We start from the raw sequence: 13,047 nt of genomic DNA, 5'->3' as shown, positions 1-13,047 counted from the left end.
ATCATGCCATGACCACCCCATCGCACCCGCTCGTCGCCCGCGCCCGGCGGCTGGCGGACGACCTCCTCGCCCCGCGGGCCGCGGTGGTCGACCGCACGGAGGTGCCCGTCGGGCACATCGAGGCGATCAAGCGGTCCGGGCTGCTCGGGCTCGGCGCGCCCGAGGAGTACGGTGGCTCGGCCGCGCCCGCCGCGGTGGCCCGTGCGACGGCGGAGATCCTGGCCGGGGCCTGCTGCTCGACCTGGTTCGTCCAGACGCAGCACCACACGCCGGTCGCGACGCTGGTGAAGGGCGAGGCACCGGTCCGGGAGCGCCTGCTGGGCCCGATGGCCCGCGGCGAGTTGCTCTCGGGCGTCGCCTACGCGCATCTGCGGGCCCACCCCCGTACTCCGGTGCGGGTGGAGCGGGCGCGCGGCGGATGGCGGTTCGAGGGGACCGTGCCCTGGTACACCGGCTGGGGCCTCAACGACGTGATGCTGCTCGCCGGAATCACCGACGGCGGCGAGGCCCTGTTCGCCTTCACCGAGGCGCGGGAACAGCCGGGGCTGCGCCCCTCCCCCCGATGCGGCTCGCGGCGCTCACCGCGGCGCGCACGGTGTCGCTGGAGCTGGACGGGCTGTGGCTGCCCGAGGAGGCGGTCGCCCTGCGCAAGCCGTACGAGCAGTGGGCCGCCGAGGACCGTCCGAAGACGGTGGCCGCCTCCCCCGCAGTGTTCGGCGTCACCGAAGCCGCCCTGAGCCTGCTGGACGACGACGTCGCGGGCCCCCTGCGCGCCCGCCTCTCCGGGATCCGCGACCGGGCCTACGCGCTGGCCGACGAGGCGGCGCCGCACGAGCACCTGGACGAACGGCTCGCGCTCAGGCTGCGGTCGTACGAGGTGATGCGCGCGGCGACCACCGCGGCCGTGGTGTCGGGCGGCGGCCGGTCGATGACGCTGGACGGCACGGCCCAGCGGCTCGCCCGCGAGGCCCTGTTCCTGCTGGTCCAGGGCCAGACCGCCGAGTCACGCCGCGCGCACCTGGACGCCCTGGCCTCCTGAGGCGAACGGCACCCCGGCGCGCTGGGAGGGATCGGGCCGTTCAGCCCGCCGCCGCCAGCAGGGGGGTGCGGCCCAGAGCGGCCGAGAACTGGTCGACCACCTGACCGAGCGCCTCCGCGGCGGCGGGCGCGACGGTGAGGGTGCCGTCGTCGTGCACGGTGATGTCCCTGTCGAGGGTGAACCAGCCCTGCACGATGTGGCCCGCCCCCATGGAGGACAGCACCGGGCGCAACGCGTAGTCGATGGCGAGGACATGGGCGGCCGTGCCGCCGGTCGCGAGCGGCAGCACGGTCTTGCCGGTCAGCGCGTACTGCGGCAGCAGGTCGAGGAGCGCCTTGAGGACGCCGGAGTACGACGCCTTGTACACGGGCGTACCGACCACGACCCCGTCGGCGCGGGCGAACAGCTCGGTGACCCGCAGGATCGCCGGGTGCCGGACGTCGGCGCCGAGCAGGGCCTCGGCGGGGACGGTGCGGATGTCGAGCGGGACGACGTCGTGGCCCTGCGCGGCCAGCCGTCGGTCCAGGTGGCGCAGCAGTCGGTCGGTGCGGGAGGAGGCGGAGGGGCTGCCGGAGACGGACAGTACGGTGGCCATGGATTCTCTTTTCCGGGCGGATCGGGTTCCGGGCGGATCGGGCGGGTCCGGGGCGTCGGGGCCGTGCGGTCGAGCGGGCGGAACTCCGTTGCCCTGCACGACCGGACGGTCATGACCGGGCAGCTACCGGTGCGTGCCCGGGCATACGGGAACTCCCCTCACGCCATGCGGTACGGAAAGGCCGGCCGCACCGCAGCGCGGAACGGGTGCGCCGCACGCACACGAAGGAGACCCAAAGTGCCGGGCAGGCCCAACTGCGCTACGGCAGGGGCGGGGTGGAAGCAGCCGCGGCAGTGATCAGCACGCGGCGCGACAGGAGGCGCTGGAGACGCGTGCGAGGTCGACATGGCGTCGCCGCGTGAGGTCCAGTCGCATCAGCATGCCCTCGATCGTGGCAGCCGCCGGACGGGACCGTCAAGGAACTCCGGGCCGATCTCGCATCGCGGACCAGGGAACATCGCGAGGCGGTGGCGGGAAAGCACCTGAACCGGCTCCGAGATCCGTCGTGTTCGTCCGCCGCCGGTCCGCCGCCGCTCCGGCGCCGCGCGCATCGGGCCGCCTCGAGCCGCTTCGGGCCGCTTCGGGCCGCACCTGTGGCCGGAACCGGTCGACGCGACGCGAGGCTCCGGGCGGCCGGCGGTCAGTCCTCGTCGCGGGCCGGGACCACCACGAGGAACGCGTCCTGCTTCAGATCCATCACCACCGTCGCCGACTCGCCCTCGGCGCGCAGCGCGGCGGCGTACTCCTCCGCCGGCCACGAACCGCGCGGAGCGCCGGCGGGGAAACGCTCCATCACCTTCGCACCCATAGCCGCAGACACCTCCCACGTCCTCCGTCGAGCCCTCGACGGATACGGGCAACTCCCGTACGATTCGCCTGCCCTGGAAGTCCGCGATCATGTACATCGGTCTGCACGGCGCGCGACAGGCGGTGAACGGGCGGGGGTCCGCCGCGGTTCGGGACGGCGCGGGCGTCAGTCGCCGGAGGCCCGGTGCAGGGAGAGTTCCTCGTTCAGCGCCGCCAGGAAGCGCAGCGCCACGCCGAGTTCGGCCTCGGAGAAGCGGGATCGGGCGGCCGCGGTGGCCTCGGCGAGCGGGCGGTAGTACCAGTGGGCCGTCGACGGGGCGGCGGAGGCGTAGCGCAGATGGACGACGCGGCGGTCGGTGCCGCCCCTGACCCGGCGGATGAGGCCCGCGCGCTCCAGGCGCTCCACGCAGGCGGAGACGGATCCGGAGGTGAGTCCGAGGTGCTTGCGCAGGCGCCCCGGCGTCATGGGGCCGTCGGTGTCCAGGATGGCCGCGAGCGCCTGCACGTCGGTGGCGTTCAGGTCGTTGCCCGCCAGTCCGTGGACCAGACGGTTGATCTCGACGTTCATCCGGCGCAGCTGCACGGCGAGGTGCCTGAGGTCGACGCCTCCCGGGGCCCCGGGAGGGCGCCGGTTACCGGGGCCGTGCGCATGATCGGTTCTCTTCACGATGATCAGAGTAGTGACGTCTACACATAAAGGCGAAATAAGAGCAGAATGGACATACGCGGCGCTTACCGCATACCGCACCAGCCGCGGTCTGGCCAGCGAAGTCAGAAGGAGACGAGTCATGGCCAACGTCCAGCCCACCAGAGGTGACATGTCCAGCCACCCCGACGCCTACGAGATGCGGGCCCGCTACGCGCGCATGCTCGGCGGCCGTGATGTGGCACTCGTGGACGGACCGGTGTTCCTGCTCGGTCTGTACTGTGCCGTATCTCCCTGGGTGGTCCACTACGCCACCAGCCAAGCCGCACTCACGACCCACAACCTGATCATCGGGATCGCGATCGGCCTGCTGGCACTCGGGTTCACACGGGCACCCGAACGCATGTACGGCCTCAGTTGGGCCATGTGCGCGCTGGGTGTGTGGATGATCATCTCGCCGTGGATCGTCGGCTCGAACCCGGACGCGGGTGTCGTCTGGAACAACGTCATCATCGGCGCCCTGGCTGTGATCCTGGGCCTGGTGTGCGCCGGTACGGCAGCGAAGAGCGTCCCCAAGCCGTAGGTATCCCCGACAGGAAGGGAGTCGATGAGACAGCAGCGAGGCCGGCCCGCCATGCCTGGCGGACCGGCCGTTTCCGTGGCTGCCGTTTCCGTGGCTGTCGTTTCCGTGCCTGCCGTTTCCGTGCCTGCCGTTTCCGTGCCTGCCGTTTCCGTGGCTCAGGGGCCGGGGACCAGCCAGGGTTCCTGAGGCAGCGGACTGCCGGTCTCCAGCAGCGACTTGAGGTTGGACAGCACGGCCGCCCAGCCGGACGCCGCGTCGGCACGCTCGGCCTCGTCGGCGAGGTCCTCATGGGTGACGGTCAGGCGGACGATGTCACCGTGCGCCCGGATGTCGAAGGTGACGCGCGAACGGCCGGCCCCGTCGTCCTCGCCCCCCTCGTCGCCGGGCGCCGCCCAGGTGGTGACCAGGCGCGTCGGACGCTCGCTCACGGCGACGGTGCCGACCACGTCGGCGACGCCGGAACCGTCCGTGCGCACATGGGCCCAGCGGGAGCCCTGCCGCCAGTCGGAGACGTTGCTGTGCCCCCAGTAGAGGGCGGTGAGGTCGGCGTCGGTGAGCGCGTCCCAGACCTTCTCCGGGGTGCTCTCGATGTAGGTGACGTACACGAACGTGGGCTTGTCGGTCATGGCTTCCTCGGCTTGTCGCTTCACGGCGCCGAGCACGCGCAGGCGCGGGCGCTCGAACTTGTCGATCCACCGCTCCTGGATCTCGTGGAGCGGCACCGGATTCAGGTAGTGCAACTTCGTCCGGCCCCGTCGCACCGTGCTCACCAGGTTGGCGTCCTCCAGGACGGCCAGATGCTGGGTCACCGACTGGCGGGTCATCGCGATGCGCTCGCACAGTTCGCCCAGGGTCTGCCCGTTCTCCTCGTGCAGCCGGTCCAGGAGGCGCATGCGGGTCTCGTCGGACAGGGCCTTGAAGACCCTGTCCATCCGGAAGTCGTCGTCTTCTGATCGCACACTCCACGTTATGCAGGCAATTGCCTGCATGTCAATGTGAGACCGTCCCAGGAGGCGGCGAACCCCCAACGGGGTGTGGACTGGACCCGCCGATGGAACGGACGGCAACAGAGGAACAAACAGAGGGAAGGGGAGATCCCGCATGGTGAGCGAAGCCGAGCTGCCGCATCTGCGCCGCTGTGTCGAGCTGGCGGGCCAGGCACTGGACGCCGGGGACGAGCCGTTCGGCTCGGTGCTGGTCGGCGGGGACGGCTCGGTGCTCGCCGAGGACCGCAACCGGGTGGCCTCGGGCGACCGCACCCGGCATCCGGAGTTCGCACTCGCGCGCTGGGCAGCGGAGCATCTGCCGCCGGAGCAGCGGGCGACGGCGACGGTGTACACGTCCGGTGAGCACTGCCCGATGTGCGCGGCCGCGCACGCCTGGGTGGGTCTCGGACGCATCGTGTACGTGGCGTCCTCGCAGCAGCTCGTCTCATGGCTGGCGGAGCTGGGGGTACCGGCGCCGCCGGTACGGACACTGCCGGTGAACGAGGTGGCGCCGGGCGTCATCGTGGAGGGTCCGGTCCCCGAGCTCACCGATGAGATCCGGGAGTTGCACCACCGCTTCCACCGCGCCCGCTCCTGACACCCCGGGCCCCTCGGCCATGCCACCGAGGGCCGACATCCCGCACGCGCCGAGCGACGACCCGCGACGCAAGTCGCGCCGGGGCGACAGGCGAGCCCGCGGGGCCGGATACCCGCGCCCGAACGGGCCACGTGCCCACGCCGCCGCCTCCTGGGCGGCGGCGTTCGCGGCTGACGCGCCGAGGGCGAGGAACGCGGCGACCTCACGCCCCGGCCCGCCCGGGGGCCAGGCGGGCGCAGCCACCCCTGGACGGGCGACCCCGCGGGGCCGGAGACCCGCGCCCGGACCGGCAGGGGCCCGGGAGCACTCGCGTCCCGGAAGACCACCCGGAGCCGACCGACCGTGGCCGCGCGAGGTCGCCGCCCGGGCCCGCGGGGAGATCCGGGCCAGACCGGACCGGATACGGGCCAGGCAGCGGTCACGCCGCAAAGCCCACCCCTGGGCCGGTCGACGAGCGAGCCCGAGCCCGAGCCCGCACGAAACGCACGCCAGACCGGACCGGCGGTCACACCGCAAAAGCCCACCCCTGGGCCGGCCGACGGGCGAACCCGCGCCCGCAGGAAACACACGCCAGACCGGCCCGGGCGCCGACCACAAGCGACGCTCACGGCCCCAGGGCCCGCCACGGAGCCGCCGGGCCGTCGGCCCGCGGTCTTCATCAGGGCGCGAGGGGGCGCGGGCCCGGTGGTACTCGCCCTCCGGGCCACGGCGGCCTCGGGGCCGGAACGGTCAGCGCACCGCGTCGGGGCGGAAGCGGCGGAACAGGACCGCCCCGCCCAGCACCAGCGCGGAGGCGCCGATCGCCGTCGGCAGGGTCGCGTCCGCGCCCGTCTCCGCGAGGCCGGACGTGGTCGGCTCCGTGACGCGCGGAGGCGTCGGCTTCGGCGCCGGGTGGGCCTTCGGCGGGGTCGACGGTCGCGGCGTCGGCTCCTCGGGGCGGACCGGGCCGCCGCTGTTCTCGGACTCGTTGCCGACGGCCGCGTTGCCGATGCCGACGACGTTCACGCTGTTGCCGGTGACGTTCACCGGCAGATCCACCGGGAGCTGCACCCCGTTGCCGGAGAGCACGCCGGGCGAATCCTTTCCGCTGCCCTCGGCGGACGCGCCCCCGCCCGCCACGGAACCCGAGCCGGATCCCTTCGTGGCGTCGCCGGTGTTGGCGCAGCGGTTGCCCGCGGCGGGGTTCAGCAGCCCCACCACGTTCACGGTGTTCCCGCACACGTTCACCGGGACGTGCACCGGGAGCTGGATGGTGTTGCCGGAGATCAGCCCTGGCGAGCCGACCGCGGCTCCGTCGGCCGCGGAGTCCGCGTACGCCGGAAACGTCACAGCCATCGCGCCGGACGCGGCGGCGACGGCGATCACACCGTTTCGGGTAACCCGTTTCATGGGGTCCCTGCCTTCCAGACGAGGTCACGGGCACTCACCCGCACCGGATAAAACGCAGGTGAACCATCCGAGTTATGGCTTATCCGCCTTTCACCCCACCGAGTGACACGTTTGTCGAACTGGCAGTAAAGCCATCCGAACCCCTGCACACAGTCCGTAACCGAACGTACCGGACGTGTGAGCCGAACAGGTGAGAGCGGCTCCTGACGCCGTACCGGCCCCGGAGGCGGCTGTCGCGAGGGCCGCTTATCGTGGGCGAGGGCGCCGTTCACCGGTCCCCCGCGGGGCCCCTTGGAGGCATCGATGCTGGCCAAGCCGTCACCGCTGCGCGCGGTACGACGCCACTCGGTCGCCGGAGCCATCGGCCTGGCGATGCTGGGCGCCGGCGTGCCGGCGACAGCCACGGACGACTCACAGCCCGACCTGACGCGGTTCTACCGGCAAAAGGTCGTGTGGAAGAAGTGCGAGGGCGGGACGGTCTCCGGCGATCTGCAGTGCGGGAAGGTCACGGTCCCCCTGGACTACGCCCGCCCGGCCGCCGGAACACTCGACCTGGCAGTCGCCCGGTACCGGGCCAGCGGCCACAAGCGCGGCTCGCTGCTGCTGAACTTCGGCGGTCCCGGCGGCCCGGGCGTCAGCGAACTCGCCCACAGCGGTGACGACTTCATGGCCCTGACCGACGGCTACGACGTGGTGAGCTTCGATCCGCGGGGCGTCGGCCGCTCCTCGCCGGTCAGTTGCGGCGACAGCCCCTCCGCCGGCGCGGAGGTCACGGCCGGGACCGACGAGACGCTGCGTGATCCGAACGCGGTGCTGCGGCAGTTGAAGAGGGCGGCCGAGGAGTGCGCCAAGCACTCCGGGCCCGTCATGCCGCACATAGGCACGATCAACGTCTCCCGGGACATGGACGTCATCCGTCAGGCGCTCCGCGACGACAAGCTCAACTTCCTCGGCTTCTCCTACGGATCGCGCCTCGGCGCCGTCTACGCGGCCCAGTTCCCCGACAAGGTGGGCCGCATGGCGCTGGACGGCGTCGACACACTGACGGAGTCGCTCGTGAAGCAGGGCGTGGCGGGCGCCGCGGGGCAGCAGACCGCGCTGGACGACTTCATCGACTGGTGCGTGAAGGACATCGCCTGCCCGTTCGGCCAGGACGCGCGCGTCGCGCGCGAGGAGGTCGTGCGCCTGGTCCGTTCGATGGACGAGGATCCGGTCCCGACCGCGTTCAGCGGCGAGTTCACCGGTCAGGACCTGGTCGGTGCGCTGAGCCAGGCGCTGTACAGCAGAGACATGTGGCCGTCGCTCGAACGCGCGCTGGCCTCGCTGGTGGAGGACGGGGACACCCAGGGCGTCGAGGCCTTCGCCACCGGCGGCCTCGCGGCCGCGGGAGCGCGCCAGGGCCGCCAGGAGGACTCGCCGTCCGCCGAGGGCGGGCTCGTGGACCAGGAGAACGTTCCCCTGGACAACCTCCCGGCCGCGCTGATGGCGGTCAACTGCGCCGACGACCCCGACCGGCCCACGGCCCGGCAGATCACCGGGAACCTCGGCCGGCTGCGGGCCGCGTACGAGGCGGCGTCGCCGGTCTTCGGCCCGTTCCGACTCACCCAGGTCCTGCTGTGCTACGGCCGCCCCAAGGGCACCGATTTCATCCGTGACGAGGTGAAGGACGTCGACGGCCCGAAGATGTTGCTGGTCGGTACCCGCGGCGACCCGGCGACGCCGTACCGCTGGGCCGTCCAGACGGCGAAGCGGCTGGGACCGTCGGCCGTGCTGCTCGACAACAAGGGCGAGGGCCACACCGGTTACATGTCGTCCAAGTGCGTGCGCGGCAAGGTGGACGACTTCCTGCTGTACGGCACCCTGCCGCCGAGCGGTAGCTCCTGCGGTTCCGAGAACGGCGCGGGCGCCTCGCCGTGAGGAGCGCATTGCCCCAAATGCCTGATACGCGAATCGGTCCTATGGTGCTGTCATGGAGCACGCACTCAGTCCCACGACCCTGTCCGAGCTGCGCCGCCCGCGCCCCTACCCGGCGGTCTCCGTGCTGACGCCGACGCACCGCAGGGAGCCGTACAACGCGCAGGACCGGGTCCGGCTGCGCAATGTGGTGTCCGAGGCCAAGAGGCAGCTGGAGGCCGATCCCGCGGTGACCCGGGAACGGCGCGCCGATGTGGCGGCCCAGCTCGACCAGGCACTCGGCGAGGTCGATCTGACCCATTCCGAGGACGGCCTGGTGATCTTCGCCGCCCCTGGTGAGCACCAGGTGTGGTCGCTCGGCCGTTCCGTGCCCGAGCGGGTGGTGCTCTCCGACACCTTCCTCACCCGCAACCTGGTCTCCGCACAGGTGTCCGAGCGGCCGTTCTGGGTGCTGTCGGTCTCCGCCGACCGCGCCACCCTGTGGAACGGCGGCGGGGGGCGCGTCGCCGAGGAGCGCAGCGGGGGCTTCCCGCTCGTCCGCAGGCCGGAGAACTTCGATCCCGAGCGCCTGGAACGCGTCGGCGACATGCCGAGCACCTTCCGCGACGAGGGAACCCGGCACTTCCTGCGGGAGGCCGACACCGCGGTCGGCGCGATCCTGCGGGACCGCCCACGGCCGCTGTACGTGACCGGTGAGCAGGCCGCGCTGTCCTGCCTCGACGAGGTCGGGGACGCCGCGCGGCGGGCCCTGCACATCGCCCACGGCGGACTCGCGCAGGGCACCCCCGAGGCCGTGTGGCAGGCGGTGGGGGCCATCGTCGAGGCCGAGGACCTGCGGACCATCGACACGGTGACCAAGGAACTCGAATCGGCCCGCGGGCGCAAGGAGTTCGCGGCCGGCGTCGACGAGGTCTGGCAGAACGCCCGGGAGGCGCGGGTGCGGCTGCTCGCCGTCGAGGAGAACTACCGCGTGACCGTGCGCGACGACGGCGACCACCTCGTCCCGGCCTCCGGCGGCGATCTCGACGCCCGCGAGGACATCGTGGACGAGATCGTGGAGCAGTGCCTGGAGACCGGCGCCGACGTCCGCTTCGTCCCGGACGGGACCCTGGCCGACGCCGACGGCATCGCGGGGGTGCTGCGCTACTGACGCGCCACTGACGGTGCCCGCGCCCTTGTGCCTACGCTACGCCGGGACATCCGGCGACAAGGGAGGGCGCTCGTGGGTGAGCTGCTGGGCGTGGCGGTGCTGGGCGCGGGACACATGGGAGCCGATCACATACGGAGGCTGGACCGTGTGGTGAGCGGCGCCAGGGTGGCCGCGGTGGCCGACCCGGACCCGGAGCGCGCGAAGGAGGCGGCGGCCGGGATCGACGGGGTCTTCGTGCACGCGGAGGCGGAGGCGGCACTGGACGCGCCCGGCGTCGGCGCCGTACTGGTCGCCTCCCCCGGCCCCGCCCACGAGGAGGCACTGCTCGCGGCCTTCGCCCGCGGTCTGCCGGTGCTGTGCGAGAAGCCCATGGTGCCGGAGTCGGAGGGGGCGCTGCGGGTGGTGGAGGCGGAGGCGCGACTCGGCCGGCGGCTCGCGCAGATCGGCTTCATGCGGCGCTACGACGCCGAGTACCGGCAGCTGAAGTCGTTGCTGGACAGCGGCAGGCTGGGGCGCCCGCTGATGCTGCACTGCGTCCACCGCAACGTCTCCTCGCCCCCGGGCTTCACCAGCGCGATGCTGGTCAACAGCTCGGTCTCGCACGAGATCGACGCGGCGCGCTGGCTGCTCGGCCAGGAGCTGACCGCCGTGACGGTGCTGCGCCCCCGGTCCAGCACGAACGCCCCCGAGGGTCTGCTCGATCCGCAGTTCGTGCTGTTCGAGACGGCGGGCGGCGCCGTGGTCGACGTCGAGGTCTTCGTGAACTGCGGCTTCGGCTACCAGGTGCGCTGCGAGGCCGTCTGCGAGTCGGGCAGCGCCCGGATCGGGGAGGGCCACACCCTGCTGGTCACCGCGGAGGGCGGAGCCCGCGAGGAGGTGCCGCAGGACTACCTCGTACGGTTCGCGGACGCCTACGACCGCCAGGTGCAGGACTGGGTCGACGCCACCCGGCGGGGCCGGGTCACCGGCCCGGGCGCCTGGGACGGCTACGCGGCCTCCGCCGTCGCCGAGGCCGGGGTGCGGGCCCTGGAGGGGGGCGACCGGGTCACCGTCGGCCTCGCCACGCGTCCGGAGCTGTACGCGGGTGACGGCGGCTGACCCGGACGGCACGGCCCGCGGGCCCGGGTCAGACCCCGTCGAACAGCGAGTCCAGCCCCCGATCGAGGGCCGCGCCGACGTCCTCCTGGCCGGCCGCGACGACCGCGTACGTGCGCAGCAGGAAGCGGCGCAGCGCCGAGGTGTCGAACTGGACCAGCGCGAGTCCGCTCGCCGAGTGGAACTCCAGCACCGTGAGGGCCCTGCCGCACGGCCAGATGTGCACGTCGCCGCTGCCCGCCGGTCCCCGCACCCCTTCCTGAAGCAGGGCTCTCGCGAAGGTCCAGCTGAGCGCCTCCCCGTCGAGGCAGGACTCGGGCGGGAAGTCGAAGTGCACCGCGAGGGGGTCGGCGGACAGGTAGCGGAGGGTGACGGGGACGGGAACTTCCCGCTCCTCCGCCGTGATCAGCCGGGCGCGGGCGGGCTGCTGGAGGGTGATGTCCATGCTTCGGTCTCCACTGCGGCGAGAGGGCGGCCGGTTCCATGCCGGTTCTCTTACGAGCGCGGTGCGCCCTCTCACGTACACCTTGGAACATCCATGCGACGAACACTCATTCGGGCGCGACCCGAAAGGGCCGAGAACCCGTCAATTCACGTACGCGCCCTACGACTTGACCGTCACGGCGCCTAGGCTCCGGCTACGCCGCGAGCAGTCCTGGAAGACGCTGGCATATGCCAGAAGCACCACCGTATCGTGTGTTGCCAAATCCCTTACAGGGCGTCGCGCGCTGTGCAACAGTCGTAACGGTCCCACCGCCAGCCTTGTCGTACCGTCCCCGCATCGGAGTGCGTCATGCCGTCCCATCTCTCCGCGGACCGCCCAGCCGCCCCACCGCCAGGACGCGGCACGGTCGAAGCGCTGATATCGCAGGCGCGACGGCTCAAGGGCGACATGGACGCCGTGCGGCGGGACGCGCGCACCGACGACGCCGACCCGCGGGACCGCTGGCAGCGCGCACTCTACGACCTCGCGCTGCACCAACTCAACGACCTCGACGAGCATCTGGCACAGCTGCGCGACGGCCCGCCCCCCGTCACCGGGAGCCCGGAAGCCGCGCGGCCACCGGCAGCGGTCCCCACGGCACGCGGCGAGTCGCTGCTCAGCCGGGTCGGCAGCGCGGAGTGGAACCTGCTCACGGACCACGCCAGTTGGTCCGGGGAGCTGTACGAGATCCTCGGCCGCGACGCCGCCGCTCCCCCGCTCACCCTGGACGAGCTGCCCTCGCTGGTCCTCGACGCGGACCGGCCGCAGCTGACCTCGATGGTCACGGACTGCCTGGTCGACGCCAAGCGCATCGACGGCGAGTTCCGGATCGTACGGCCGGACGGCGAGGTCCGGACCGTGCACATGATGGGCGAGCCCGTGCTCGGCGCCGACGGCGGCACCGCCTCGATGTGGGCGGTGCTGCGCGACGTCAGCGAACTGCGGCGCAGCCAGCGGGCGGTGAGCGAGACCCGTGACTCGCTCCTGCGACCGCCGGACGCCGCACGCACCGAGCACCGGCCGGCGGTCGAGCCGCAGGAGACCGTGCTGCCGCCGTGGCACGGCTCCCTGCGGCTCCCGCGTCCCGGGGGCCCGTACAGCCTGGACCTGGCGGCCCGACGGCTGCCCGCGTCGCCCGGCGAGCCGATCGGCGGCGACTGGTTCGACGCCATGGAACTGCCGGAGGGCGAAACGCTGTTGAGCGTCGGCGACCTCACCGGCCACGGCGTCGCCGTGACGTCGGGCATGGCGATGCTGCTCGGCGCGGTACGCGGCATGGCGATGGCGGGCACCCGGCCCGGCAAGCTGCTGGCGTGGCTGAACCACCTGCTGGACACCACCGTCGAGCCGGTCCTGGGCAGCGCCGTCTGCTGCCGCTACCGCCCCGAGACCCGCACCCTGGTGTGGGCGCAGGCAGGACACCCCGCCCCGCTGCTGTTCCGCAACGGGACGGGGCGCAGGTGGAACGCACCGGACGGCGTCCTGCTCGGCGCGACCTCGGGTGCCGCCTACGGCGAGGCCGAGGAAACCCTCGAAGAGGGCGACCTGGTTCTGCTGCACACCGACGGCCTGGTGCCCGGGAGCAGCGGGACGGACGCGGCGCAGCGCCTCACCGGCCTTGCCCCGCGCTTCGCCGGGGCCCGGACCGCACAGGACTGCGTACGGATGGTCGTGGAGGAGTTCGGCGCGACCGATCGGCAGGACGACGCATGCGTCCTGATCGCCAGGGTCACGTCGGCCGAGCTCACGTCATAGGGCAGC

General features: G+C 72.6%; 13 protein-coding genes and 1 pseudogene. 7 read left to right on the top strand and 7 right to left on the bottom strand.

The window, feature by feature from the left end; translation table 11 throughout:
* Positions 1-8 precede the first annotated feature (8 nt).
* Positions 9-1,039, top strand: a pseudogene (locus ACZ7LV_RS35615) (acyl-CoA dehydrogenase family protein).
* A gap of 40 nt (positions 1,040-1,079) precedes the next feature.
* Here the strand turns inward: ACZ7LV_RS35615 and ssuE are convergent.
* From ssuE to ACZ7LV_RS35595, 4 genes are all read right to left on the bottom strand, one after another.
* A complete protein-coding gene (ssuE, locus tag ACZ7LV_RS35610; protein ID WP_471945495.1) occupies positions 1,080-1,634 on the bottom strand; it encodes an NADPH-dependent FMN reductase in 555 nt (184 codons plus the stop codon).
* 297 nt (positions 1,635-1,931) lie between these two features.
* On the bottom strand, positions 1,932-2,009 hold the full coding sequence (locus tag ACZ7LV_RS35605) for a putative leader peptide (protein WP_471945578.1): 78 nt from the start codon (positions 2,007-2,009) through the stop codon (positions 1,932-1,934).
* Between the two features lie 265 nt (positions 2,010-2,274).
* A complete protein-coding gene (locus ACZ7LV_RS35600) occupies positions 2,275-2,442 on the bottom strand; it encodes a hypothetical protein (protein ID WP_401671021.1) in 168 nt (55 codons plus the stop codon).
* A gap of 165 nt (positions 2,443-2,607) precedes the next feature.
* Positions 2,608-3,108, bottom strand: coding sequence for a MarR family winged helix-turn-helix transcriptional regulator (locus ACZ7LV_RS35595; RefSeq protein ID WP_401671024.1), 501 nt, complete (start codon positions 3,106-3,108; stop codon positions 2,608-2,610).
* Positions 3,109-3,229: 121 nt separating this feature from the next.
* Between ACZ7LV_RS35595 and ACZ7LV_RS35590 the strand changes: the two genes are divergently transcribed.
* Positions 3,230-3,670, top strand: coding sequence for an SPW repeat protein (locus ACZ7LV_RS35590; protein ID WP_471945494.1), 441 nt, complete (start codon positions 3,230-3,232; stop codon positions 3,668-3,670).
* Between the two features lie 155 nt (positions 3,671-3,825).
* Here the strand turns inward: ACZ7LV_RS35590 and ACZ7LV_RS35585 are convergent, their stop codons facing one another.
* Positions 3,826-4,602 (bottom strand): ArsR/SmtB family transcription factor, encoded by a 777-nt coding sequence (locus ACZ7LV_RS35585; protein ID WP_471945577.1) that lies wholly within the window; start codon positions 4,600-4,602, stop codon positions 3,826-3,828.
* A 169-nt stretch (positions 4,603-4,771) separates the two neighbouring features.
* On the opposite strand from ACZ7LV_RS35585, the gene ACZ7LV_RS35580 reads away from it, so the two are divergent.
* Positions 4,772-5,254, top strand: coding sequence for a nucleoside deaminase (locus ACZ7LV_RS35580; protein WP_471945493.1), 483 nt, complete (start codon positions 4,772-4,774; stop codon positions 5,252-5,254).
* 729 nt (positions 5,255-5,983) lie between these two features.
* Here the strand turns inward: ACZ7LV_RS35580 and ACZ7LV_RS35575 are convergent.
* Positions 5,984-6,643: a chaplin gene (locus tag ACZ7LV_RS35575; RefSeq protein ID WP_471945492.1), complete on the bottom strand. Its 660-nt coding sequence runs from the start codon at positions 6,641-6,643 to the stop codon at positions 5,984-5,986.
* A gap of 303 nt (positions 6,644-6,946) precedes the next feature.
* Here ACZ7LV_RS35575 and ACZ7LV_RS35570 point away from each other — a divergent pair, with 303 nt between their 5' ends.
* From ACZ7LV_RS35570 to ACZ7LV_RS35560, 3 genes are all read left to right on the top strand, one after another.
* Positions 6,947-8,560, top strand: coding sequence for an alpha/beta hydrolase (locus ACZ7LV_RS35570; protein WP_471945491.1), 1,614 nt, complete (start codon positions 6,947-6,949; stop codon positions 8,558-8,560).
* A 52-nt stretch (positions 8,561-8,612) separates the two neighbouring features.
* Positions 8,613-9,707 (top strand): baeRF3 domain-containing protein, encoded by a 1,095-nt coding sequence (locus ACZ7LV_RS35565; RefSeq protein WP_471945490.1) that lies wholly within the window; start codon positions 8,613-8,615, stop codon positions 9,705-9,707.
* A 72-nt stretch (positions 9,708-9,779) separates the two neighbouring features.
* Positions 9,780-10,805 carry a Gfo/Idh/MocA family protein gene (locus tag ACZ7LV_RS35560; RefSeq protein WP_471945489.1) on the top strand — a complete coding sequence of 342 codons (1,026 nt, stop codon included), beginning with the start codon at positions 9,780-9,782 and terminating at the stop codon, positions 10,803-10,805.
* A 28-nt stretch (positions 10,806-10,833) separates the two neighbouring features.
* Here ACZ7LV_RS35560 and ACZ7LV_RS35555 read toward each other — a convergent pair whose 3' ends face one another.
* Entirely contained in the window at positions 10,834-11,247 is a 414-nt protein-coding gene (locus ACZ7LV_RS35555; RefSeq protein ID WP_471945488.1) for an SsgA family sporulation/cell division regulator, read from the bottom strand.
* A 348-nt stretch (positions 11,248-11,595) separates the two neighbouring features.
* On the opposite strand from ACZ7LV_RS35555, the gene ACZ7LV_RS35550 reads away from it, so the two are divergent.
* Positions 11,596-13,041, top strand: a complete 1,446-nt coding sequence (locus tag ACZ7LV_RS35550; RefSeq protein ID WP_471945487.1) for a PP2C family protein-serine/threonine phosphatase — start codon at positions 11,596-11,598, stop codon at positions 13,039-13,041.
* Positions 13,042-13,047 lie beyond the last annotated feature (6 nt).

This window comes from Streptomyces sp. NPDC107562 (genome assembly GCF_055657325.1).
The sequence above is the reverse complement of the archived record's forward strand: the minus strand, read 5'-3'. Positions and strand labels throughout refer to the sequence as shown.